Source organism: Opitutus sp. ER46 (assembly GCF_003054705.1).
Lineage (GTDB): Bacteria > Verrucomicrobiota > Verrucomicrobiia > Opitutales > Opitutaceae > ER46.
Map to the genome: position 1 here is coordinate 38,224 of NZ_QAYX01000013.1, position 24,286 is coordinate 62,509.

Annotated in this window: 16 protein-coding genes and 1 other RNA gene; 8 read left to right on the top strand and 9 right to left on the bottom strand. The window is 66.7% G+C overall.

What is annotated here, in order from left to right; translation table 11 throughout:
* Positions 1-10: 10 nt before the first annotated feature.
* Positions 11-463 carry a hypothetical protein gene (locus tag DB354_RS01025; protein ID WP_107833572.1) on the top strand — a complete coding sequence of 151 codons (453 nt, stop codon included), beginning with the start codon at positions 11-13 and terminating at the stop codon, positions 461-463.
* Positions 464-590: 127 nt separating this feature from the next.
* The gene (locus DB354_RS01030) at positions 591-2,252 is read left to right on the top strand and encodes a TonB family protein (protein WP_107833573.1); all 1,662 of its coding nucleotides are present in this window, start codon (positions 591-593) and stop codon (positions 2,250-2,252) included.
* A 266-nt stretch (positions 2,253-2,518) separates the two neighbouring features.
* Here DB354_RS01030 and DB354_RS01035 read toward each other — a convergent pair whose 3' ends face one another.
* Complete coding sequence (locus tag DB354_RS01035) at positions 2,519-3,610, bottom strand: amidohydrolase family protein (RefSeq protein ID WP_107833574.1); 1,092 nt, start codon at positions 3,608-3,610, stop codon at positions 2,519-2,521.
* A gap of 508 nt (positions 3,611-4,118) precedes the next feature.
* On the opposite strand from DB354_RS01035, the gene DB354_RS01040 reads away from it, so the two are divergent.
* The gene (locus DB354_RS01040; protein WP_158277304.1) at positions 4,119-4,625 is read left to right on the top strand and encodes a chemotaxis protein CheX; all 507 of its coding nucleotides are present in this window, start codon (positions 4,119-4,121) and stop codon (positions 4,623-4,625) included.
* Positions 4,626-4,628: 3 nt separating this feature from the next.
* Complete coding sequence (locus tag DB354_RS01045; RefSeq protein WP_107833576.1) at positions 4,629-5,015, top strand: response regulator; 387 nt, start codon at positions 4,629-4,631, stop codon at positions 5,013-5,015.
* A 256-nt stretch (positions 5,016-5,271) separates the two neighbouring features.
* Here DB354_RS01045 and DB354_RS01050 read toward each other — a convergent pair whose 3' ends face one another.
* Positions 5,272-5,676 carry a DUF2750 domain-containing protein gene (locus tag DB354_RS01050; RefSeq protein WP_107833577.1) on the bottom strand — a complete coding sequence of 135 codons (405 nt, stop codon included), beginning with the start codon at positions 5,674-5,676 and terminating at the stop codon, positions 5,272-5,274.
* A gap of 461 nt (positions 5,677-6,137) precedes the next feature.
* Here DB354_RS01050 and DB354_RS01055 point away from each other — a divergent pair, with 461 nt between their 5' ends.
* The 3 genes from DB354_RS01055 to DB354_RS01065 all read left to right on the top strand — a co-directional run bounded on the left by DB354_RS01055 (position 6,138) and on the right by DB354_RS01065 (position 11,249).
* On the top strand, positions 6,138-8,336 hold the full coding sequence (locus tag DB354_RS01055; protein WP_107833578.1) for a glycoside hydrolase family 3 C-terminal domain-containing protein: 2,199 nt from the start codon (positions 6,138-6,140) through the stop codon (positions 8,334-8,336).
* Positions 8,337-8,666: 330 nt separating this feature from the next.
* Positions 8,667-9,021: a transfer-messenger RNA gene (gene ssrA, locus DB354_RS01060) on the top strand.
* A 359-nt stretch (positions 9,022-9,380) separates the two neighbouring features.
* The gene (locus DB354_RS01065) at positions 9,381-11,249 is read left to right on the top strand and encodes a tetratricopeptide repeat protein (protein WP_146180052.1); all 1,869 of its coding nucleotides are present in this window, start codon (positions 9,381-9,383) and stop codon (positions 11,247-11,249) included.
* A 62-nt stretch (positions 11,250-11,311) separates the two neighbouring features.
* Here DB354_RS01065 and DB354_RS01070 read toward each other — a convergent pair whose 3' ends face one another.
* A complete protein-coding gene (locus DB354_RS01070; RefSeq protein ID WP_158277305.1) occupies positions 11,312-11,878 on the bottom strand; it encodes a hypothetical protein in 567 nt (188 codons plus the stop codon).
* Positions 11,879-12,257: 379 nt separating this feature from the next.
* On the opposite strand from DB354_RS01070, the gene DB354_RS01075 reads away from it, so the two are divergent.
* Complete coding sequence (locus tag DB354_RS01075; protein ID WP_107833581.1) at positions 12,258-14,153, top strand: tetratricopeptide repeat protein; 1,896 nt, start codon at positions 12,258-12,260, stop codon at positions 14,151-14,153.
* 346 nt (positions 14,154-14,499) lie between these two features.
* Here the strand turns inward: DB354_RS01075 and DB354_RS01080 are convergent, their stop codons facing one another.
* The 6 genes from DB354_RS01080 to DB354_RS21850 form a co-directional block, all read right to left on the bottom strand.
* Positions 14,500-15,618 carry a substrate-binding domain-containing protein gene (locus DB354_RS01080; RefSeq protein WP_158277306.1) on the bottom strand — a complete coding sequence of 373 codons (1,119 nt, stop codon included), beginning with the start codon at positions 15,616-15,618 and terminating at the stop codon, positions 14,500-14,502.
* A gap of 5 nt (positions 15,619-15,623) precedes the next feature.
* Positions 15,624-17,765 carry a family 20 glycosylhydrolase gene (locus DB354_RS01085; protein WP_107833583.1) on the bottom strand — a complete coding sequence of 714 codons (2,142 nt, stop codon included), beginning with the start codon at positions 17,763-17,765 and terminating at the stop codon, positions 15,624-15,626.
* Positions 17,766-18,719: 954 nt separating this feature from the next.
* Complete coding sequence (locus DB354_RS01090) at positions 18,720-20,153, bottom strand: TonB family protein (protein WP_146180054.1); 1,434 nt, start codon at positions 20,151-20,153, stop codon at positions 18,720-18,722.
* Positions 20,150-21,277: a YjgN family protein gene (locus tag DB354_RS01095; RefSeq protein ID WP_107833585.1), complete on the bottom strand. Its 1,128-nt coding sequence runs from the start codon at positions 21,275-21,277 to the stop codon at positions 20,150-20,152. The genes DB354_RS01090 and DB354_RS01095 overlap by 4 nt, the downstream gene beginning before the upstream one ends.
* Positions 21,278-22,045: 768 nt before the next feature.
* Complete coding sequence (locus DB354_RS01100; RefSeq protein ID WP_107833586.1) at positions 22,046-22,843, bottom strand: lysophospholipid acyltransferase family protein; 798 nt, start codon at positions 22,841-22,843, stop codon at positions 22,046-22,048.
* The gene (locus tag DB354_RS21850) at positions 22,840-24,282 is read right to left on the bottom strand and encodes a lipid biosynthesis B12-binding/radical SAM protein (protein ID WP_158277307.1); all 1,443 of its coding nucleotides are present in this window, start codon (positions 24,280-24,282) and stop codon (positions 22,840-22,842) included. Before DB354_RS21850 ends, DB354_RS01100 begins: the two co-directional genes overlap by 4 nt.
* Positions 24,283-24,286: the final 4 nt, after the last annotated feature.

Here is a 24,286-nt window from a genome sequence, read left to right on the forward strand (position 1 = left end):
TTCTTTCCGCATGAAGGTCTCGTTCAACGCCAAGGAGTACGCCCGCTTGCTGGAATTGGTGCACCTCGGACTCTGGGTCGCCGGCTCCCGGCCCGATGACCCGGCCACGATGCCGGAGCGCTACGCCGACATCAGCCAGAAGGTCCTCGGCCTCGCGGAGCCGTTCGGCTGCGCCGACCTCGTCGAGGTCGACGTCAACGGCCAGTACTTCCTCAACGAGAAGCTCACCGGCGGCAACGTGCAGGAGAAGCTCGAGCAGTTCGTCGACGACGCTTTCTGGAGCGAGCTCGCCGGCCGGCTCGCCGAACGCGACCTCCGCCACGAACTCGGCGCCACCAAGCTCAGCGACGAACTCAACGACGACGAGGAACACCGCCTCGCCGAAATCGAGGACACCTACTGGCGCGAGTTCGAAACCAGCGGCGTCGACCACCTCGTCGTCCTCCGCGGCGGCCAGGGTTAGCCGGCCCGCTCCCAACCTTCCCACCTGCAACCTTCCAACGTGTGACGGCGGCCTCCAGCGCGCCGTGCTCCCTAACGCCAACACGCGGCGTTGACGCGTTACCTTCACGGCGGCAAACAGTAACGCCATGACGCTCGCCCACACGGCCGGTCGCGCCCTTCTCCTTTGCCTCACCGGCCTTGCTCTCGCCGGCCTCCGCCCGCTCGCCGCGCAGGACATCACCGTCTCGCCGGTCCAGTGGACCGATCCCGCCCACGCACCGGATGACATTCCCGGCTTCAAGCAACAACCCCGCCTGAACGTCCCGGCGGACCTCAAGTCGTCTCCAGACATCAACTACGTGCTGTTCGAGGCGACGGTCGACGAGAAGGGAAACCCGGTGCGGCTCGACACCGATGCCACCTTCGCCCTCCTCCAGCGCGAATATCTCGCCACCAACCTTGCGTTCCGCTTCACGCCCGGCCGCCGCGACGGCAAACCCGTCAACACCAGCATCACCTTCGCCCTCGTACTGAACCCCGCGTCGGCCGCTCCCACCGCGCCCGACGCCTCGCCGCGCCTGCTCGAGCTCGCCCCGGCGCGGGTCAAGACGCTCCCGCCCCGCCCCGCCGCCGACGAACCGCTCATCGTCTACGCCGATATCACGGTCGGCACCGACGGCCGGATCACCTCCGTGCGGAACACCCCCACCGATTTTGCCCAACCCATCTTCCTCGCCGCCAAGGCGTGGCGGTTCGCTCCCGCCCGGCGCGGGGGCCAGCCGGTCGAAGCCGATCTCCACGTGCCCTTCGTCCTGCACGAGCGCGAGTCCATGCCCAAGGGCAAGTCGACGCTGCCGCGTGCCCTCGATCGCGTGCCTCCCGTTTACCCGCACATCATGCGCCTCAGCGGACTCCGCGGCGAAGTGCTGGTCGACTTCGTCGTCGATATCGAGGGCCGCGTGCGCAATCCGTTCGTCGTTCGCTCGCTCAATCCGGCCTTCGACGACCCCGCCATCGAAGCCGTCCGCAAATGGCGTTTCGCGCCCGGCCGCGTGAACGACGTCCCCGTCAACACGCACATGCAGGTGCCCATCGTGTTCCAGCTCGACGAGGCCGGCGGCGGCGAAGACGGCATGGAAACACGCCGCCGCCCCAACTTCTCCAAGCTTCCCCCCGAGCTGCGGTACGACGTTTCTCCCAAGATCCGCTCCGCCGCCCGTCCGGTCTTCCCCTACTCCGCGCTCGTCGCCGGCAAATCCGGCCGCGCCGTCGTCAGCATGCTCATCGACCAGCAGGGCCACGTCGTCCAAACCCACGTCGCCGAAGCCAGCGCGCCCGAATTCGGCGCCGCGCTCGTCGCCGCCGTCGAACGCTTCAGCTACGAACCCGCGCTCAAGGACGGTCGCCCGTCGCTCGCCCTCCTGCGCTTTGAGCAGGAGTTCACCCAAAACCCGAACTGGGGCGTCGTTTCCGTGAACGACCTCGATCTGCTCCGCCGCGAAAGGAAGCGGGCCGACACGATCATGAGTGGCCGGGACCTCGACGAGACCCCCGTCGCGATTTCCCGGCAGCCGCCCCGCATCCCACTCTCCCTCGCCGGCAAACCCGTCGACGGCGAAGCCGTCGTCGAGTTCCTCATCGACGAGGACGGTCGCGCCCGCCTCCCCCGCACCATCTCCGCCACCGACCCTGCGCTCGGCTACGAAGCCGTCCAGGCCATCGCCTCCTGGCGCTTCGAACCCGCCACCCACGCCGGCCGCCCCGTGATCGCGCGCGTCGTCGTCCCCATCCACTTCAAGTCGGAGTAGCGGGGCCCTCACGGCCACCACACCTCGCCCGGACGGCGTCGTTCCGTAACCGCTCTCGGTCACTCAGCCGGTCGGTCGTCGCCCGCCAGGCACGCGCCTGTCACCACGCGGCCGCCGGCATCCGACAGAGACGACGGCGGGCGATCGCGCCGGAGCGGACGACTGAACGCAATTCTCAGGTCCCGATACGGGGTCTCCGTCCGAGATAACTAGCCAATTCTGGCTAGTTATCGCCGGTAACACGCCAGATTTGGCGTGTTATCTCGTCAGTTTTCGCGGAGCGAAAACTGCTGTGTCCACACTTCCGCCGGCAGCCCCAGCGCGGCCTTCAACGCCACGTCGCGATCCCAGAGATTCTCGATCGCCGCGATCGCCCGCTTCTGCCGCCACGACAGCCGCCAGGGATAGTACCAAGGGGAGACCAGCGCCCGCATCGTCGGCAGTGGATAGTCCGTCCCGTACACCAACCGCCCGCGAAATTCCGGCCGCGCCAACACCCGCGCCAAGTGCGTCCGCTTGTTCAGCTGCGTCAGTGACGAGCAGTCCGCGTACAGCCGCGGATACTCCCTCATCAGCCGCGTCAGCCGGTCCAGCGCCGGCTCACCCTCGTAACTTCCCTGGGTCGCCGCATGCGCGGCGATCACCGTCACCCCCTGCTCCAACGCGAGTCGCAGGCGCGCGGGGTCGCAAAGGGCATCGTCCGCCGCCGTGAACGCCCGCTCCCGCCCGGTGTGCGTCAGCAGCGGCAGACGCAGCTCCACCAGCTTCCGGTAAAACGGAATCAGCCGCGGGTCCGCCGGATCGATGTGCTGCACCGAGGGCAGCCATTTCACCAGCACCGCCCCGTGCGCCTTCGCCCACTCCAGCCGCTCCAGCGCGTCCCGCCGATAAGGGTTCACACTCGCCCCAAAGAGCAGCTCCGGATGCGCCGCCGCCTGCGCCGCCACAAATTCGTTCGGCACATACATCTCCGTCCTCCCGCGATCCAGTTCGCCGCGCTCATCCACCACTCCGTCCAACGCCAGCACCACCACCCGCCCCACGCACCGGCTCCCCGCGAGCCGCTCCCGCAGCCGCGTCACCACCCGCACGTCGCCCTCCCGCTCCAGTTCCTCCCGCGTCACGCCAAACGCACGCAGGAAGGCGCCGAACCGCACGTTTCGCTGCATCGCGGCCGACACAAAGCACCCGCTGCCGCCCGCCCCGATGCCCGCGATGTGACCGTGCAGGTCTACGATCGATTTCGGCGGCAAGGGCGGCAGGAGCGGCGCCTCCGCGGCACCCACCGCCGGTATCGCCAGCCTCAGGCAAAGCGCCGCGATGCCGGCCACGCCCCACGAGTAACGAGTCTTGATCATGCCCGCCAACGTACCCGACCGCCGCATCGCGGCGTGAATCGATAAACCCGATACCCCTCAAACCGCGCCCGCCGCCACCGCTCCTCGTTCCGCTCCGCTCCTCCGACCTCCTTCGGTGCCCTCCTCCGCTCTCCGAGCCCTCCGTGTCCACCCCGACTCATTCACGCGCTCCCGTCGTTCGCCGTCCTTCGCCATCCTGCCGCCTCCCGCGTCCCCGCTCCCAGTCCCCTGACTTCCTCCGTGACCTCCTCCGTCCTCTGTGAACTCCGTGTCCCCCACAGTCCGTGACCTCCTCCATGCCGTCCGTGACCCTTCAAGCACGTCCACCCGCCGACGCCGCCGTAGCCAACCGCTTGCAGCTCCAAACCTCGATTCGGGTAACGGCTCGGCGCACGAAATTAGCCAGCGGTTGTCCTGCACCATCGTCCGCTTCTTCGCAGCTTCTGCGTAATATTTTCCCTACGGGATCGGCCAAACGAGCCGAACACACCAGAATCCCGCCATGCCAATGACCGCCGACATCCCCGACACGCTCGTCGAAAGCGCCATCGTGAAGGGAGTCACGGAAGTTCTTGATACCATGGCACGTGAGAAGGCCGAGGCCGCTGGCCGCACGCCCAATCCCCCCCTGCACTCCCGCCCGGAGAACATCGAGGGGCCGCATCTCGTCGCCTCCGTCGGCTTCATCGGCGACCTCGAGGGCATCATCAACATCCACGTCGACGACACGATCGCCACGGAGATCAGCGCCAACATGCTGGGTATGACGCCCGCGGAAGTCGTTGAATCCGGCGTACTAAGCGATTCCTGGGGCGAGCTCGCCAACATGATCGTCGGCGTCTTCAAGAATACGATCGGTGAGGTCGGCTTCGTCTGCAAACTGACGCTTCCCTCCATCGTGCGCGGCACGGATTTCGCCGTCGACCACACCCTCAAGTCGGCCAAGCGCTACATCTACAAGTTCCGCTGTCACGACCACGGCATCGCGACCGATATCATTATCCAGCAGGACTGACTCATGGCGCACACGATCCTCACCGTCGACGACTCCAAGACCGTCCGCATCATCATCCGCAACGCGTTCAAGCGGTTCGATTGCGAGGTCATCGAAGCGAGCCACGGCGTCGAGGGACTCGAAAAAGCGAAGTCCAAGCCGAACCTCATTCTCCTCGATGTCACCATGCCCGTGATGACCGGCATGGAACTGCTCGCCCGGCTGCACGCCGACCCCGAACTCGCCCAGATCCCCGTGATCATGCTCACGGCCGAGGGCCAGAAGACGACCGCCGAACAGGCCGTCTCCCTCGGTAGCCGCGGCTACATCGTGAAACCTTTCACCAACGACGTGCTCCTGCAGGAAGTGGCCAAGCTCCTCACCCTCGAGCCCCGCCCCGCCGCCGCGTGATCGCGGCCCTCCGCCCCGTCCCACCGCGAGGCATCATTATCCGGCCTATCCAACGGCCGAACGACCGGATGTCCCGAACGCACCACGCACCGTGGCGGGCTGACATCTGACCTCTGACATCTAGCTTCCGGCTGGCCTCCGGCTTCCGGCTACAGGCTTCCTTCACTCCGTGAGCTCCTCCGAGCTCCGTGCCCTCCGTGACCGTCCTCCGTCCTCCGGCTCCCGGCCTCCGGTTTCAGCCTTCCGCCTTCATCATTCAGCCTTCTCTTCCGTAAACCGTCGCGAGCTCCCGGCGGAGGTTTTCCTCCAGGTCGTCGACGCTCACAATAACTGAACTGCCGCTCGGAACGGGAAAAATCGCCGGCTGCATCTCCTTCCGTCGCATCCCGGGAAGCCACTCCTCGAGCAGATCATCGAGGCTGATCCGCTTCGGCGTGAAGCCGGCCCAGCCGCCGACCGCGAACGCCGCCGCATAAGCCTCATGCGGCCAGAGCGGGATCAGCGTCGTGCCCGACTCGTCCTGCACGCTCGCCCAGCCGTCGTTCGCCAGCGCCCAAGCGCCGCGCGCCTCGCACACGCGATGGATGAAATACTCGAACCGGTGCTGGCCATCCGCCGCCATCACCGAGGCAAACTCCTTTTCCGTAGGTTCCCAGCTCATACGCCCCCAACCCAAATCCCACTCCCCCTCTCCCCGCAACCTCCTCCTAATCGTTCTCGTTCTCTTTCTCGTTCTCGTTCTCTCGAGGGATTGAGGGACCCGACCATCCCGTTTTTCCCAAGCCCGGTGGGCCCGGCGGACGCAAAACCCGTTCGAGAACGAGAACGTTTTTGCCCCTACCTGCCCTCGCTTGCCTCCTGCGAGACCGCCTTGGGCTAAGCGCCTATAGCTTATCGCCTATCGCCCACCGCTCCCCTGCTTTTGCGCCTTCTGCGCCTTCTTGCGGCCCCCCTGCCTTGCCGATCCGCGGTATTCTTCTTCGTGCCTTCTCGCGCCTTTTGGTGGCTAACCCACCCGCCATTCGTCCGCGAGGTTGACGCCACCTTGCCGAACGATGCGATGGGCCTTCCCCGATTCCGTCTGCGGCGCGCCCGCCGCAAACCGCCCCGCCCCATTTTCCGATGAAGCACCCGTCCCTGGTTCTCCTGACACTCCTTGCCTTCCTGTCCCCCGTTGCCGCTCGCGCCGCCGAGGACGCCCGACCCGTGTACCGCGATCCCGCGGCGCCACTCGAGGCCCGCGTCGAGGACCTGCTGGGCCGGCTCACGCTCGAGGAGAAAGTCTCGCTCCTGCACGGCGACTCCAAGTTCACCACCGCCGGCGTGCCGCGCCTGGGCATCCCCGTCCGGCATTTGACCGACGGCCCCAACGGCGTGCGCGAGGAGATCGAGCGCGACACGTTCAAAGCCGCCGGGCGGACCGATGATTTCTCCACGGCGATGCCCACCGGCATCGCCCTCGCGGCCACGTGGGACCCCGAGCTCGCCTTCCTCGAAGGCGCCACCATCGCCACCGAGGCGCGCGCCCGCGGGAAGGACATCGTGCTCGGGCCCGGCGTGAACATCATGCGCTCCCCGCTGTGCGGCCGGAATTTCGAGTACCTGGGCGAGGACCCCTTCCTCGCGGGCCGGATCGCCGTTGGCTTCATCGGCGGCGAGCAGTCGGGCGGCATCGCGTCGTCGGTGAAACATTTCGCGGTCAACAACCAGGAGACGCTGCGCAACTCGATCAACGTCGAGATGGATGAACGTACGCTCCGCGAGATCTACCTGCCCGCCTTTCACGCCGCCGTGACCGAGGCCGGTGTGTGGACCGTCATGGGTGCGTACAACAAGTTTCGCGGCGAGCACTGCTGCCATAACGATTACCTCCTCAACCAGGTCCTGAAACAGGAGTGGGGCTTCAAGGGGCTGGTGATGTCGGACTGGAACGGCACCCACGACACCGCGCAGGCCGCCCGCCACGGGCTCGACCTCGAGATGGGTACCGAGAAGCGCGCCTACGCCGATTGGTTCCTCGCCGGCCCGTACCGCGAAGGCCTCGCGCGCGGCGAATTCCCGCTGGCCGGGCTCGACGACAAGGTCCGCCGCAACCTCCGCGTCCTGATCGCCACCGGCGGACTCGACGGCCGCGCGCCCGGGGCGATCAACACGAAGGCCCACCAGCTCGTCGCCCGCCGCGTCGCCGAAGAAGCGATCGTCCTCCTCAAGAACACCGGCGGCCTCCTTCCGCTCGACGCCACCAAGCTCCGCACCATCGCCGTGATCGGCGAGAATGCGACGCGCCCCCAGGCGCACGGGGGCCAAAGCTCCGAGGTCAAGCCGCTCTACGAGGTGACGCCCCTCCAGGGCATCATCCGGCGCGTCGGCCGCACGGTGAACGTGATCCACGCCCTCGGCTACGAGGCGCCGAACTCCGATCGGCTGAGCACGCGTCCCCAGAAACCGGATGCGCCACTCAGCGCCGACGAACTCGCCGAGCGTGCGGTCGCCGCGGCCCGCGCCGCCGACGCCGTCGTGTTCGTCGGCGGGCTCAATCACGAGCAAGGCAACGACTGCGAGGGCGACGACCGCACCGAGCTCGCGTTGCCGTACGGCCAGGACGCGTTGTTGGAGCGCATCGTCGCCGCCAATCCCCGCACCGTCGTCGTCCTCGTCTCCGGCTCGCCGGTGAGCATGGGCGCGTGGCTGCCGCGCACCCCCGCCGTGCTGCAGGCGTGGTTCGGCGGCATGGAGGCCGGGAACGCCGTGGCGCGCGTGCTCTTCGGGGACGTCAATCCCTCCGGCAAACTGCCGTGCACCTTTCCCCGGCAGCTGGCCGACTCCCCCGCGCACGCCCTCGGCGCGTGGCCGGGGAAGGACGGCACCGTCACCTACACCGAAGGCCTGCTCGTCGGCTACCGCTGGTTCGATACCAAGGCCATCGAGCCGCTGTTCCCGTTCGGCCACGGCCTCAGCTACACGAGCTTCGCCTACCGCGGCGCGCGCGTCGTGCCCGGCACCGACGCCAAGGGGCCGCTCGCGACCGTCGAGGTCGAGGTGACCAACACGGGAGCGCGCGCCGGCGCCGAGGTGGTCCAGTTGTACGTGCGCGACGTCGAGGCGAGCCTGCCACGCCCCGCGCAGGAGCTGAAGGCCTTCCGCAAGGTCCAGCTTCAACCCGGCGAGCGCCGGGTCGTCACGCTGCCCCTCGGACGCGAGGCCTTCTCGTTCTACGATCCCGCGCGGCGAGCGTGGGTCGCCGAGCCCGGCAAGTTCGTCCTCGCCGTCGGCAGCTCGTCCCGCGACCTCCGCGCCCAGCTCGAATTCACCCTGCCGTAAAGGTTATCGCAGGTTCTCGCTCTCGCGATAACCTATGGGGGAGCTGAAGCCGGCGCCTGCGGCGCCGGAATCGTTCTCGTTCTCGTAAGAGGTTATCGCGGCCGCGATAACCTATATAGGCGCTACCACCGGCGCCCGTCGGCGCCGGGACGTGAACCCCACTTACTTTGGTTTTCGCGCCCGCGAAAACCAAAGTTGCATTCAGCGGCGATCGCCGCATGGTGCGCGCTGTTCTTTGACGGGTTGCACGCCGGCGCCATCGGCGCCGGCAGGTGCGAGCACAACCCCGGCCCCCTGGGCCAGACCGTTGCGCCGCGCCGTTCAATTTTCGGGGGTGTTCTGGATTCTACCCTTGGTTGGAGTGCGCCGCTGCCAGTCGAGAGTCGTGGGCCTCTCGTAAATCCCCCTGCGAAACAATAAACGGCAAAACTGAAGAAATGCCTCTGGCTGCTTAATGTCAGCCACGTTGGTCTAGCGACACCTGCTAGCTGGAACTAACGACGACAGCAGGAATAGCGCGCGGAGCGGTTCGCGGACCGCGCGTCGTATCTTCCATCCGGGGACTGGCGGGTGCTCAAGCGCGCGTGATCGCGTGGCACCAGCGAGATCAAAGTCACGCTATACTTGGTAGACGCGGCGCGCGAAGGTCAGGGGCACGCGGGTTCAATTCCCGCCACCTCCACCATTTTTCTTTCCGCGCGCGGAAAGAAAAATGCCGCGCCGTAGCCTTAGGCGAAGGCGGGCACGAGCTCGGCAAGACCTGCCGCGCTCCTTCTTTCTTCGCGTCCCGCGAAAAATGCTCAGTTCAGCCCGGCCGTGTTGACCGACATCGTGTCCGCCGACCTCGGCTTGCGTCAACTCGCGTTTACCCGCATCTGGTCCCGTGCGCCGAGATTCTTGGATTGCGTCACTTCGTATCCACAGCGTCACGTTAGGGCAAAGCACGTGAATCTGCCTGAATCGAAACCGAGCCACGCCACTACAAGACCAACGCCGCCGCCCTCGGCAGAATTGCAGCGACTTCGCCCGCGCCGGTGGACCCCAGTGAGCATCGTTACCTTGGGCGCAATCGTGGCCCTGGTTGCGCCGGTGCTCCTGCTCGGCCCGTGGCTCCCGTTGATCGATCTGGTGGGTTTCGTCGGCATGTACTCCTACCCACCGCAGTTGTCCTACGGCCCGCTGCATCATTACGTTTTCCAGTTCTCGTATGTCGGGGTGCTGGCTCTGTCCCGCCTTTGCTGCGATCTGCTGCTGCCGATCCGCTTCCAGATTCCCCTGCTCTACCTGCTGCAGGTGGGAATCTGCTTCGGCGTGGTATACGGTTCGCTGCAAAGACTGGTGCGGGATCCGTGGCTCCGGGCAGTCGGGATCGCCCTGGGCGCCCTCGCATTCTGGGACGGCATCTTTCTCTGGGGCGGCCCGCTAGCGCACTCCATGGGCGCAGCCTTCATCAGTTGGGCAACCTACTTGTCCATCCGTGATGCGGCCGAGTCGGGCAAAAATGCCAGCACTCCCGTCACGCTCCTCGTTCTGTTCGGCATTTGCTGCCACCCGTTCATGCTGCCCTTCGCCTTGGTTCTGTGCGGCGTCCGGTTTCTGTTCGATCCCGCCCGTCGGCGACACACGGTCTTCCTCGCGGCGCTGGTGCTGGTGTTCGGCTTCGTGATCTTTCGCGACAGCCCCGCGGCCGAGGTTGGTGACGCCGAAGGTGGTCTGCGCCTCCTATTTGGATTTCATCCCGCCGAAATCTGGCTGCGCCTCAGCGGCCTTTTCACCCAGGACGCCCGCTTCGCCACGGCCCTCTTTGGCTCCACGCCGAGCGGATCGCTCATCACGTTCTTCGTCTTCGCCATCCTGCATCTCGTCGGCTTCGTGCTGTCTCCGTACATCGCGGTGAAGGAACGCCAATCGACCTGGCTCCGGATGCTTGCGACGCTGAACACCTGCGCCGGCGTCCTGTATGTATTCTCCCGCGACCTGCCGAGCGCGCCCATCGGGGAGTGGCCCCAGCGCGTGCTCACCCTGTATGCACCATACACCTACATGTCTGGATTCGTTGGCCTCCTTTACGTCATGCAGCAGGGCCGAGGCGTGGCGGGAGCGGGCTGGCGTGTCCCTCGGGTCGCATGGCTCGTGCCGGGGCTAGTTCTTGCCTTCGCCGTCTTCACCCACGCGCAGGTCTTTCGGTTCGGCAGCACGCTCGCCGCCAATATCGCCAAGACCCGCGACGACATCCTCAAGACCGGCGTGACCAATGCCTACTTGGTGGTATCGGGTATGGACAACGTCCATCCATTCTATCTGCGCGCAGTGCCCTTCGTGCTCTTCTCCGATCGCGAAATCGTCGCCCGCAATCTGTTGCTCAGCACCGAATGGCATGTCAAACCGCGGCATCCCACCCGCCTCGCCGAAGCGGCGTTTCAGGTCGGCCGGAAGCACTACCTCGCGGAATTCAGTGCGCAGGGCCAGGTCATGGCGGTGCAACTGATCGAGCAGCCATCCAACCGCTTTCCCGTCAGCGAACGCACGAATGCAACGACGTGGATGACGCCGTCCGTGCTCGCCCATGATCAGTTTCATCTGGGCGTAGCCCTGTTCCAGGCCGGTGTCTATCCGGCCGCATTCCAACACTTCAACACCGCCGTGTACCTCCAGCCCGACTTCGTCGAAGCTTGGACCAATGCCGGGGCGGCGCTTTTCCGCGCCGGTAACCCGCAGGATGCGATGCTGTGCTTCGAAGCCGCGCTACAGCGCGACCCCAAGTCGGTCGACGCCCACATGAATCTTGCGCTCGTGATGGCCGAGCTCGGCCGGTCGCAGGAAGCGGTCACGCACGCCGAGGAAGTGCTGGCGATCAATCCCGGCGACGCGCGTGCCCTCACACTGCTGCAAACGTTGCGGCCGACGAAGTAACCGGCCGCGGTCTCCGCGCCATCGCCCAATCGTCCCGCGCTTTCGCGTCCGCGAGAAGCGCTTCAGTTTAGCCCGGCCGTGTTGACCGGCATCGTGCTCGTCGCCACCCGGATCCCGCCGCGCGAAACGTCCGGCTTCGAATAGACCACGCCGACCAGCCGGCGGCGATAGGTCTCCGGCGTCACATACACCGAATCCATCCGCTTGTTGTGGTCGCCGCGCGCGTAGAAGACGTTGCCGTGCTTCTCGACCAGCCGGTGCACGAGCTGCGTCTTCCGCTTCGCATCATAGAAGGTCACCACGTCGCCCACCTTCAGCTCCGCGAAGGGCGTCGCCTCGAGCAGCAGCACGGAATTCTCGTCGAAATAGGGCCGCATGCTGCCCGTCGCCTGCACCCGCCCGAGCGACACATTGCGCCCGCTCATCTGCGAGATCGCACCCGCCAGCATCTGCGCTTCCTGCGATGAGAGATCCGACGTCGGGCTGAGATCCAGCGTGGCCGCCGTTTCGCGCCCTGCCACCGCCACCGGGATCGTCGCCACCTGCACCGGGGTCGTCGCCTGGGCCGTCGACGTCGCGACGAGCAGGAAAAGGGTGGTGAGGAGGGCGGTGAGAGTGGGCTTCGGCATGGCGCCCTCGTTAGCGGCGCCCCCAGGACCTTCTGTAGTGGAAAAATCTCGTAACTCGTTGATTACTAATACACCCCAGATTTCAATCCCGGGGATCCACCCAGGCATTTCCGCCCCAACTCCCGACCGCGTCTAGGGTGTCGCCTAGGGTTCTCCCGGGTCGTCAAACGATGTGCAGAAAGCCACCCTCGAAACCCACCCTACAAACGCAACCTGCCGGCATCCCGAGCGCCTCCGCGCTCCAGGGCACGCGGCTGCGGCCGGCGCTTTCCACGCCCCAAAGCCCTCCCCTGTTTTTTTCGCCGGCAAAAACCAGAATTCTCCGCTAACTCTCCGTCGCCCCACTTTGAACCCGAACATTCCGCCCGCTTCAGGGCCGGTGTCCGCTTCGCCCCGTTTCCGGCCCACCGCCCCCGCCTACGTCGCCCTCGGCGCCGTCCTCGCGCTCATCCTCCCCGTGCTCATCTACGGGCCCTGGGTACCACTCATCGATCTCGTCGCTTTCGTCGGGATGAACTCCTACCCGCCGCAGCTCTCGTACGGCCCGGTTCACACCTACAGTTTCCAGTTCACTTACGTCGGACACTATGCGCTATCGCGCCTCCTCACCGACCTCCATGTCGCCGCTCCGTACCAGATCGCAACGCTCTACCTGCTCCAGGCGGGCGCCTGCTTCCTGATCGTTTACCGCTCACTCGAACGGCTCGTGGAGAACCGCTGGTGGCGCAGCGTCGGCATCGCGCTTGGCACCCTCGCGTTCTGGGACGGCGTTTTCATCTGGGGCGGCCCGCTCGCGTTCTCGCTCGGAGCGTCCTGTGTCGGGCTCGCCACGTTCCTCGTCCTGCGCGAAGCCGCCGAGCCCGAACGGCGCTCCAGCCTCCCCATCGCGCTGCTCATCGGCTTCGGCCTCATCTGCCACCCCTTCGCCCTGCCGTTCGCGCTCATCCTGTGCGGTCTCCGCTTTCTGTTCGTGCAGCGTCACCGTCGGCAAACGCTCGCCTTTGCCGGCGCCGTCCTGCTCTTCGGCTTCGTCATCGTCCGCGACAGCCCCGCCTCCGAAGCCTCCGCCACTGCCAGCCTGAAGATCCTCTTCACCGTCGACCCGGCTCAGATGTGGCTGCGTGTGACGAACCTGTTCACGATGGACGCCCTGCTCGTCCGGACGCTCTTTGGCGCCACGCCCTGGACCAGCACCGTCTTCTTCTGGGTCATGGGCAGCCTGCACCTGATCGGCTTCGCCATCGCCCCCGTCCTGGCTTGGCGCTGCCGCAGCTCGCTTTGGCTCCGCATGCTCGCGGTACTCAACACCGTCGTGGGCCTCTGCTATCTTCTTTCCGTCGACTCCCCGGCGGCTCCGATTCCGGAGTGGCCGCAACGGATTCTCACGTTCCACGCTCCGTTCACGTTCCTCACTGCGTTTGCCGGGCTCATACACCTGCTCGGCCGCTGGCGGCCCGCGATCACCGCTCCCGACCGCCGGCTTCCCCGCGGCGCCTGGCTGGTCCCCGCGGTTCTGCTCTTGGCCGTAATGGCTGTCCAAATACCTGTGCTCCGCTTTGGCCCGATCCTGGCCGCCAACGTCGACCGCGCCCGGACCGAGTTCCTCCAAACCAATATCTCCAGCGCCTATGTCGTCGCCACCGGCATCGACCAAGTTCGCCCCTTCTACCTCCGCTGTGTCCCGTTCATGCTGTTCTCCGATCCCGAGATCGTCGGCCGCCACGTGCTCCTCGCGACCGAGTGGCACTTTCAGGACCGCCACCCGAGCCGCATCACTGAACTGGCCTTTAATCTGGGCCGGGATCGCTACCGCGCCGATTTTTCGGCCTCCGATGGATCGATCCACGTCCAGGTCTTCCAGCACCCGCCCCACCGGTTCCCGATCATCGAGAACACGAACCTGGAGCGTTGGGGCAACGCCCATACCCTCGCGAAGGGTCAGTTCAACCAGGGCGTCACCCTCCTCAATAGCGGCTTCGCCGCCGCCGCGCTGGAACACTTCAACACCGCCGTCTATCTCGCCCCGACCTTCGGCAACGCTTGGAACAATGGCGGGGCCATACTCTCCCAACTCGGCCGCAAAGCCGAAGCCGAGGCCTACTTCCGTGCGGCCGTCCAGGCCGCGCCCGACGAGATCGATTTTCGCCTCAACCTCGCCACCACCCTGCTTGAGAACGGCCGCCCGGCCGAGGCGACCGCCGAGCTCAACGAGGTGCTCCGCCGCGACCCGACTTCCGCCCGCGCTCGCGAGCTCCTCTCCCGCAGTTCTCGCTGACGCGAATACCCGCCGCGCGATCAGCGGCTCCTTCTTGCGCCTTCTGGCTTCTTTGCGGCCAAACCCAACCCGAACTCCGTGGTTACCCGCCTCTTCGTGGCCAATGGCTATAGGCAATAGGCTGTAGGCTATAGGCTTTATGCTGGCTCGCTCCGCGATAACCGAAGTAGGAGCTGCTGCCGGCTCCGCCGGCGCCGAAGACCATACCCACTTCAGTTTTCGCGGAGCGAAAACTGCAGAGAAAGAGTAAGAGTAGGAGTAAGAGAAAGATCGCCCGAGCCGGCTCCGCCGGCGCCAAGCCTGGCCCTCACTTACTTTGTTTTTTGCCGCCGGCAAAAAACAAAGTTCAGCTGCTCCCGCCCACCACCAGCTCCGGCGCGATCCGCACCGTCCGCACCTTCCCTGACGCCAGGATCTCCCCTGCCGTCTCCCCGATCTTTTCGTAATCGATCCGCAGCGTCGAAATCCGCCGCTCCGTCACCAGGTCCGTGCCCATCCCGGACAACAGCCCCACCCGCACCGGACACGCCAGCCCCGCCTGCTGCAGTGCCTCCCGCAGCAGCACGCTCATGTTGTCCTCCAGGCAAAACACCCCCACGCGCGCCCGCGTCGCCACCAGCCGCGCCACGAACCGTTCCCGTTCCACCGGCGTCGCCACCGACACCACGTTTCGCGCCGCGATCGGCTTTCCCAGCATCGCCGCCGCCGCCAGCGTCTCCCGCGTCTGCACGTCCACCGTCGCCGAATTCGCAAACGGCACCGCCAGCCAGATTTCCTCGTAGCCGCGCGCAAACAGGTGCCCGACCGCCAGCAGCGCGCCCACCCCGAAATCCGCGCTCACGCTCGACAGCCCCGCCACCGTCGTCGGCCGGCACGTGATCACCGCCGCGCCCAGCTGCGACAAGAACTCCCGCAACACGTCGTCCCGCCAGACTTCGTCCAGCAACACCCCACGGTACCGCCCCTCGTACCCGCGGCAAAACTCCGCCAGCGCCGCCCGCTGCTCCGCCGCGTCCGCATGCACCGGCGGATGGGCCGTATCCGCATGCCGCACCAGCGTGTCGTTGTGCACGAACAGCATCGACGCCCGGTCCCGCGCAAAGGCCTGGCTGAACCCGCCCATCACGCCCTGGTACACGCGGCTCCAGTTCTTCAACCGCCGCAGCAGGCACGCGTACGGCTCGTTCTCAAACACCCGCCGGCTCTCGTTCAGGAAGTAGCGGCCGTTGCTCCGGCGCCAGATCAGGCCCTCCGCGCTCAGCCGAATCAGCAGCCGGCACACGGTCGCGTTCGAGATGCCGAACCGCTGCCCGATCTCGCGCGTCGTCGGCAGCGGCCGGCTCAGGTCCCACGCCTTGGTCTCCACCAGCGTGCGCAGAACCCGCTCCAGCTCCACCCCGCCCTCCCCGGCCGGCAGCGTGGAGGCCGGGACCGGCCCCGCGGCCGGCCCCACTCGTTGCGACACCTCCGTCATTTTTTCGGCGCCGGCGGCGTCGCCGCCTTCTCCACCTGGCGCCGCCAATCGGCCGCCGGGAGCGTCGGCCGCGCCGCGGCCTGCCCGGCCGCCGCGACCAGCAGCCGCACCGGCTTCACGATCGGCAGCGTCACGCCCAGCCGCGGGTCTCCCAACTTTACCAGCGCCGCCAGCTGCGCTTCGCTCCAGCCGGCCGCCGCGCCTTTGTCCAGCGCCGCCACCGCCTCGAGCCCGATCGCCGCCACCGCATCCAGTTGTTCACCCAGCGTCGCCAGCTCGCGCACCCGGGGCGACGCCGGCGCGATCCGGCCGGCTGCCAGGTCCTGGCCGAGCTGACGCCAGCCGCCGAGCGCCTCGGTCAGCGCCGCGCGCGTCGTCGCCGCGTCGCCAAAAAGTACCGCCTCCACGTCCGCCGCGAACCGCCGGCCCGCCGCGCTGTCCGCCCGCGTGCAATCCGCGAAACCGGTCAGCGGCGTGGCCTGCGTCACCGTGGGGTTCTGTTTGAATCGCACGCCCAGCGTGCCCGCCTCGAAAAGATCCGCCGCCTCGCGCACCCGCCGCGCGTCCGCCATGCTCACGCCGTCGCCGAAGCGGCGCAGCATCATGTCCCGGTTCATCTCGTGCCGCAGGCCCTGCTCATCCAGCCGCGCGTTCATCAGCGCCAGCCGGCGGTACATGTCCGGCACGTCGTTCACCTCCCGCGGCGACCACAGCCGCTCCGCCACCACCGCCGCCCGCGGCCAGATGCGCGAGTCCACCGTCTCCTCCGTCACCCACTCCGCCCACATGCAGGCCTCGCCGCCCAGCACGCGCGCCTGCTGCTCCGGCGTCAGCTTCGTGTTCGCCGGCACCGGGTCGTTGGCGTACATCGTCGCCGCCGGCAGCTGGTGATCGAGATAGAAGCCGCGCGACAGCACCGCGCCGAAACCCATCCGCGTCGCGTCGACCAGCCCGGTCGCGCCCATCCAATAGTGCACCACCGTGCCCGCCGGCAGGTTCGGGTGCAGGATTTCATTCCACCCCATCATCTTCTTGCCGAGGCCCGACACGATCACCTGCAGCTTGCGGTTGAAATACGCGTGCAGGCCCGGGTTGTCCTTCAGGTTGTTCGCCCGGATGAACTCCTGGATCTTCGCGTTCGCCTTCCAGTGCTTCCCGTTGTTCTCGTCGCCGCCGATGTGGATGTACTCGTCGGGGAACAGCGTCGCCATCTCCGCGAAGAATTTTTGGAGCATCGGATACAACTCCTCGTTGGTCGGATCGAGCACCGGATCGTGCACCCCCGGCCGGCGGTTGATCTGGTACGGCCCGGGCGCGCTCGCGAATTCCGGATACGCCACGACCCAGGTCGTCGCGTGGCCGGGCACGTCAAACTCCGGCATCACGCGAATGCCCCGCGCCGCCGCGTACGCCACGATGTCCCGGATTTGCTCCTGCGTGTAATACAGTCCGTCCGAGCCCAGCTCGTGCAGCTTCGGGAACGCCTTGCTCTCGATCCGGAAGCCCTGGTCCTCCGTCAGGTGAAAGTGCAGCACGTTCAACTTCGCCAGCGCCATGCCGTCGATGTTGCGCTTGATCACCTCGACCGGCAGCCAGTGCCGGCACGGGTCCATCAGCAGCCCGCGCCACGCGAACCGCGGCGCATCCTTGATCTCCGCCGTCGGTAGCATCCAACCTGTCGCGTCGGCCTGCAGCATCTGCGTCAGCGTCGCCAGTCCGCGCAGCGCGCCCGTCGTCGTGGGTGCCCGCAGCACCGCTTGGTCGGCCGTGACGTCCAGCGTATAGGTTTCATCCTCCCCGACCTTTGGCACCACCGGCGCCAGCGCCTGGCACTCGATCACCAGCGTGGGTTTCACGCCGGCCGCCGGCGCCGCATACGCGGCTTCGCTCCGCGCCAAGGTCAGGCCCGTGCGCAGCTCCCAGAGCCGGCGCATCCGGTCCAACGCGCCGCGCACCCGGCCGTCGTCCGCCCCCTGCACCACCGCGGTGAAGCTCGGGTCAAACGCCAGCCGCCCGCCGGTCCAGCGCGCCTGCGCCGGCGCCGGCATGACATTGCCCGCCGGGGTGGATGCCGGTTCGGCCAGGAGGGCGCCGGCGGAAAGGGTGAGGACAATCGATAGGGCTGCGATGGATTTCATGGGGTTGATAAAGCCGCCTCGCCTGCGAGGCGGGACAGAGGTTTCTGCGGCCGCACGCGCCCCGGGCCAGCCCGGTATTTATTCACGTTCCGCCGCGCCGAAAACATGCCCCGCACGCAAGCCGCCGCAGCCGACTCGTGCAACAGCAAAACCAGCCGTTACATAATTTTCCTATCCGTTACACCCGTTTTCGCCCCGCCAGTTTGGCTGCGCGAAAACTGAAGAAGGGGCCGCCCGGCGGCTTCGCGCCGAACCTTGGCTCCTTGCGCCCCATCACCATAGACCCGCCGCCCACGACGCCACGACCGCCGCGCCCCCCGCCACCTCCTGCGCGACCGCCTTGGATTCAGTACCCATATCCTGCCTTGATCCGAGTAATCTGAGGTAAAAACAACGATCCTTTATATACCTCTGATTGCTCAGATCCGAACCGGATATGTCTCAACAGGAGACAACAGAGGCAAGGGAGGATCTGTGGCATTCGAACCCCACCACCTTCAACTCGGCGCCTCCGGCGCCGAAGCCTCTGCGCTCTCTGCTACCTCCTGTAGAACCGCCTTGTGTATATTATCGTGCCTTTTGGCGCCTCTTTGTGGCGAAACAATCAGGCTATAGGCGATAAGCGGTAGGCGATAGGCTCCGAGCCGAGAATCTCGGGTAGAAGAGCAGGCGTCTGGGAAACAGCGCTCTCGCGTTTTCGCAGGGCGCGAAAATGCGAGAAGGTGGGGCTGCCTCCGGCGCCGCCGGCGCCGGGGATGAACCCCCACTTACTCTATTTTTCGCGCCGCCGAAAAATAAAGTTTCGTGCCTTTTGGCGCCTCTTCGTGGCCAACCCTGCCTTGGCGTATATTCGTGCCCGTTCCTGGTTACCAATGGCTATAGGTACAATTCGCGGTTACCATATATACTCGACCGCCCCATTCTTTCATTTTTGCCAGCGGCAAAAACGAAAGCCTACTTCGCCACGGGCGGAGACAGCAGCACCGGCGGAGCATCATCTTCGTCCAACGTAAACACGACCGGCACCTGCATGTGCACCGCCACCGCGCGGTAGTCTCGCCGTCCCGGACTGAACTTCCAGGTTTGCACCGCCGCGAGCGCCGGCTCGTTGAACGCGCGATTGGTCGACCGAATGACAAACGCGTTCTTCACGTCGCCGTCGGCATCCACCACAAAGTCGACCAGCACTTCTCCCGTTTCGCCCTTCACGCGTAGGGACAGCGGATACACTGGCTCGGTCCGGAAGAGCGCCACGGGCTGGCAGTTCCGCTCGAGCCCCGTGCTCACGCTCGCGCGCTTGCCTTTGCTTGTGGCCGCCCTCGCGTCGCTGTCCGCCTTCGCCTGCGGCGGTGCCGCCACGAGCCGCTGCCGTTCCTCCGCGGTGAGCACGCCGAAGCGCGCGATCCGCTCCTCCGTCGCCGGATGCGTGCTGAGGTACGAAAACGCCGCCTCCGCGGGCGCGCGATTGCCCAGCTTCACCAAGAGCGAACTGAACGCCTTGGTCGGGATTCGCCGCTCCCGCAGGAGATCGTACGCGAACGCGTCCGCCTCCCGCTCGAGGTCACGCGAATATCCGTTCTGCAGCAGTGCCACCGGAAGCGACGTCGTAAACGCCCCCAGCGCGGAGAGGTCACCGGTCGCGGCACTCACGATCAGCAGCGCGAAGGAATTGCGCAGCACGCTCTGGATCCCGTGGCGCAGGCGGAGATGCCCAAGTTCGTGCGCCAGCAACGCCGCTAGCTCGTCGTCCGTGAGCGACAGCTCGAGCAGCTCTTGGTTGAGCACGATCACGTTGCCCGGCAGCGCGAACGCATTGGGCGACTGGGTAAACCGCCAGAACTCGATCGTGGGTCGCGGCGTCGTTCTCCCATCCGGCTGAATCCGGATGAGCTGCCGCTCCACCCGCGCCCGCTCCGCGAGGTCGGGCGCGAACGGCGTGAAGTACTGCGCGAGCGTGGCCTTCGCCGCGGCTCCCGCCCGCACCTCGATCGCCGGCGGCACACGCCCGGCGATGCTGCGGGCCAGCCGCGGCGGCACCCAGAAAAAGGAGGCGACCAGCAGCGCCACGAGCACGACGCACGCCACCGTCGCCACCCCATGGTGCGACTCGAGCGCATGCACGACTGCCGCAAACCGGCCCCGCCGCTGCGTCACCAGCAGCGCGTCAATCGCGCCGTTGTCCGCCGTTTCCACGACCGCCCCGCCCGGCAGGTAGATGAAACGCGGGATGTTCGCGAGCCGGTCGCTCACCCGCAGCTCCGCCAGCGGCACGACCCGCTCGCCCTGCGCCCACCTGATCTGCAGCCTCCCCTCGCCCTCCACCGCCAGCGTCGCCGGCCATGGGGTGAGGTCCTCGCCCGTGCAATAGCTGCCGGTCGTGGTCATCATAGCCCAAAATCGAGTCCGATCACCTCGGCTGCCGAATCACCCGTGGCACTCCCCGGTCCGGCCTCCAGCCGGCGGATCGAGTCGATCGCCCCCGCGGGCACCAGGCTGAGGCACTGCGCCGTGTAGCGGCAGGTCCGGATCACCGCCCAGGGATAAAGGAGCCCGCAGGAGCCGATCGTCGCAAAGAGGTTCGTGAACTGCAGGCCCAACCACCGCCCAAAGTCCATCCGCGCAACAAACCGATGCTCGTCCAGGCGCGTGTTGCCCCAGAAATGATTGAAGAGCATCGCGTGAACGAGGTGCCGCGCAGTGAAGAAACCGATCAGGTAGCAAATCAAGAACGGGATGAGCTGCGGCAGTGTCGGCGGTTTCCCGCCCGCGCCAACCGCCATCGCGCCGGTGATCAGCCCGCCGATGAAAACGCAGCCCACCATCACGCCCGCGCTCGCGAGATACGCCGTGTAGAACGGCCGGCGCCGCAGCTCGAACCGGAAGTAGGCGTCCCCCAGCCGGTGCTGGCCCACGACGTAGCGCCGTTTCTGCCGCACCCAGGCCGGGTAATACAGCCCGAGCGACAGCACGCACAGCACCGGTCCCACGAGATACACCGCCGCCGCGGGCGACAGCGCGGCATGAAACCGGAAGCGCAGCCCGCGATACACCGTGTTGTGCGCATTGAACGCCAGCGAGCGCACCACGATCCACGGGAGCATCACCACGCCCAGGAGGATCACACCCCAGCGCACCGGCGGATACACCACGCCAAACAGGCTGTAGCCGAGGAAGAAGACCGCCATGATCGCGTGCCCGATCAGCAGGCGCCGCGGGTCCGCCCGGTAATCAAAGCGATGCCCCAGCAGCTCCGTCGCCCCCCGCAGGTACCGCCGCTTCCGCACCTTCGCCCACGGCAAGAAGACGCCGCACGTAAGCAGGGTCAGCAGCGCATTCACGATCCAGATGCGGAAGTACTCGCTCGCGCGGCCGTGAAAGATGAACGGCTCCTCTCGCGGACCGGCGGGCGCCGCCGGCAGCACGGGCGGCACCGCGGCCGGCCCCACCTCCGCCGCCGGCGGCGGCGCCGCGGTTGCCGTGGGGTCAGGTGAACAAGCGCCAGGGAAATCCATGGGGGCCAGAAGAGACGCGGTTCTGCCGCCCCTCCGCTCCGCACTCAAGAAAGATTACCGCCGCCAACCCGGCCGGCATCCAGCCTTGATCCGAGTAATCTGAGATAAAACCACGACTCTGTGTTTGCGGAGTTTGAGCCGGAGGTTGGCCACCAAAAGGCACGAGGAGGCACGATAAGGTTCTCGCTGTCGCGATCACCTAAGTGGGCGCCGGTTCCCGGACCCCACTTACTTTAGTTTTCGCGCCGCCGAAAACTAAAGTTTCTACCGGATCTCGCTGAGGACGCAGAGAGATCGATCAGGGGGCCTGAACCTTAGCACCTTAAGCCTTATAACCCTCAACTCGGCGCCGCCGGCGCCGATCATCCTGCCTTGATCCGAGGAATCTGAGGTTAAAACAACGATTCTATATTCAATCTCTGATTACTCAGATCCGAACCGGATATGGCTCTACAAGAGGCAACAGAGGCAAGGGAGGATCTGTGGCATTCGAACCCTACCACGTTCAACTCGGCGCCTCCGGCGCCGAAACCTCTGCGCTCCCTGCTACCTCCTGTAGAACTGCCTTGTGTATTTTATCGTGCCTTTTGGCGCCTCTTTGTGGCCAACATCATGTCTTGTCCCATCCTGTATTGATCAGAGCAATCTGAGGCTAAACCATCGATCCTGTATTAACCACAGATGTCTCAGATCCGAACCGGATATGACCTTACAGAAGTTCGCCGAGGGCGCAGAGGATCCAATCCAGAGACTTCGAACCTTGGCACTTTAAACCTTATCACCTTCACCCGGCGCCATCGGCGCCGCGCCGCCGCGGAGCGCCCGCTCCACGTACCGCGTCAGCGCCTCCGGGCCCGAGCCCACCCGCACCCCGCGGCCAGCCTCCCAATAAGTTCCCGCCGCATCCGGCGCCAGCCGCGGCCCCAGCTCCACCACGTACTCAAACGGCACCCGTGGCAGCCGCCAGAACGGACACCCCTTCGTCAGCGCCTCCGAGTTCGTCCGGATCCGCACCACCTGGATCGGCGCGCGCACCCGCTCCGCGATCACTGCAAACCCCGGCCTCAGCGGCCCGAGCACCTGCCCCGCCGGCGTCCGCGTGCCCTCCGGAAAAACCACCAGCGTGTGCCCCGCGGCCACCTTCGCGATCGCCGCCCGCACCGTGTCCACCCCGCCGCTCGAAAACAGATACCCCGAGCGCAGCCCGCACGCGCCGATGATCGCCAGCCGCCCCGAGCCCGGCCGGAAAATGCACACCGCCTCCGGCTGCGGCTCCAGCAGCGCAACGCTGTCCAGCAGACACCGATGGTTCGCCACCACCACCGTCCCGGCCGGCACCGCCGCCAGCGCCTCCCGCCCGCGCAGCCGACACACCCCGGTCACGCGCAGCAGCCAGAAATACGCCCGCACCGCCCGACACAACCCGTGCCGGAACCACCGCTCCGTCCGCGGCGTCGCCGGCCCCGCGCCAAGCACGAGGTAAACGAGGTTCAGCGCCAGCCCGCCCACCGCGAACACCAGCAGGCACGCGTAATACCACCCGGCCCAGTAGACGCGCCCGATCATGATCGCCGCCCCGATTCCGCCGTGCCGCGCGCCATCCGCTGCAGCAGTTCCGCGTACTCCCACATCGGGCCGCGCACGCCCCGCTGGCGCAGCTTCGCCATCGTCTCCGCAAACACCGGCGGCGGATCGCCCACCGCCCAGTTCGAACTCGTCCGTTGGACCTCGCGCAGCCGGTTCATCAGGCCCTCCACCGTGAAGGGCGCCTCCAGGTGAAAACGCGGCTCCAGCAGGTAATCCGCCGGCTCCAGCCCATTCCGCTCCGGGGCCAGCGTCCGCCACAGCGGCGTGTGCGGGTACACCCGCATCCCGATCGCGGCGAAGAAGTACGCGGCCGGCAGCGTCTGCGCCCGCGCGATCGTCTCCTCCACCGTCGCCGGCGTCTCCCCCGGCCCGCCAAAGATGATGAAGTGGCTGTACCTCAGCCCCAGGCCGTGCGCGAGTTCGCTCGCCCGCCGGATCTCGTCGAACCGAAAACTCTTCCCATACGCCGCCAGCACCGGATCCGACAGGCTGTCCGACCCAAACTCCACGTGCCGCATCCCCGCCCGCTGCATCAATTGCAGCAGCTCCCGCGTCAGCCCCCGCGGCCGCAGGAAACACTCCCATTGCACGTCGAGTTCCGCCCGGATCAGCGCCTCGCAGGTCTGCACCACGTGGTCCTCCCGCGTGTTGAACACCGAATCGACGATGAACACGTACTTCACCCCGAGCCGCGCCAGTCGCCGCATCTCCGCCACGGTCTCTTCGCCGCTCCGGAACCGGCTGCGCGTCCCTTCGATCAGCGGATACGTGCAATAGCAGCAGTGCAGCGGACACCCGCGCTGCGTCTGCACCCCCGGCAGCGCACCTTGCGCCACATACGCGTCGAGCAGCGCCGGCTCGTGGTGCGGCTCCGACCGGAACACGCCGAACGATACGTCGGGCGCCACGAGTTCGGCCGCGCCGCCGGCCCCCCGCCGCCACACGCCGGGCACCGCCGCCGGTGCGCGCCCCTGCCGCAACTGCTCCACCAGTTCGACCACCGCGCGTTCGCCTTCACCCGCGATCCCGTAGTCCACGCCGGTCAGCCGGAAGATCTCGCCGGGAAACACCGAAAAGCCGCTGCCGCCGAGGACGATCGGCGCCGTCGTCACCCCCCGCACGCCCCGGCACACTTGCACCAGTTCCTGGATGAACGAGCGCGGGTTGTGCGCCTGCACGTTGTCGACGTTGCGCACCGAGAACCCCACCAGGTCCGGCGCGAACGCCGCCAGGCTCGCCTCGAGCGGCTCCGCCGACATCCGCGCGTCCCACACGCAGGTCTCGTGGCCTGCCGCCCGCAGCGCGCCGTCGATGTACGCCAAGCCGAGCGGATAAACCGGATACGGTTGGTCGTAGCGATTCAGGTTCGCCAGGAAGACACGGTAGGGACGCGAGGAGACAACAGGAGCGGTCGTCACGGGA

Excerpts from the sequence above, each read along its gene's own strand:
- DB354_RS01025 (WP_107833572.1), top strand. The coding sequence starts at position 11 with ATGAAGGTCTCGTTCAACGCCAAGGAGTACGCCCGCTTGCTGGAATTG.
- DB354_RS01030 (WP_107833573.1), top strand. The coding sequence starts at position 591 with ATGACGCTCGCCCACACGGCCGGTCGCGCCCTTCTCCTTTGCCTCACC.
- DB354_RS01035 (WP_107833574.1), bottom strand. The coding sequence starts at position 3,610 with ATGATCAAGACTCGTTACTCGTGGGGCGTGGCCGGCATCGCGGCGCTT.
- DB354_RS01040 (WP_158277304.1), top strand. The coding sequence starts at position 4,119 with ATGACCGCCGACATCCCCGACACGCTCGTCGAAAGCGCCATCGTGAAG.
- DB354_RS01045 (WP_107833576.1), top strand. The coding sequence starts at position 4,629 with ATGGCGCACACGATCCTCACCGTCGACGACTCCAAGACCGTCCGCATC.
- DB354_RS01050 (WP_107833577.1), bottom strand. The coding sequence starts at position 5,676 with ATGAGCTGGGAACCTACGGAAAAGGAGTTTGCCTCGGTGATGGCGGCG.
- DB354_RS01055 (WP_107833578.1), top strand. The coding sequence starts at position 6,138 with ATGAAGCACCCGTCCCTGGTTCTCCTGACACTCCTTGCCTTCCTGTCC.
- DB354_RS01070 (WP_158277305.1), bottom strand. The coding sequence starts at position 11,878 with ATGCCGAAGCCCACTCTCACCGCCCTCCTCACCACCCTTTTCCTGCTC.
- DB354_RS01085 (WP_107833583.1), bottom strand. The coding sequence starts at position 17,765 with ATGAAATCCATCGCAGCCCTATCGATTGTCCTCACCCTTTCCGCCGGC.
- DB354_RS01090 (WP_146180054.1), bottom strand. The coding sequence starts at position 20,153 with ATGATGACCACGACCGGCAGCTATTGCACGGGCGAGGACCTCACCCCA.
- DB354_RS01095 (WP_107833585.1), bottom strand. The coding sequence starts at position 21,277 with ATGGATTTCCCTGGCGCTTGTTCACCTGACCCCACGGCAACCGCGGCG.
- DB354_RS01100 (WP_107833586.1), bottom strand. The coding sequence starts at position 22,843 with ATGATCGGGCGCGTCTACTGGGCCGGGTGGTATTACGCGTGCCTGCTG.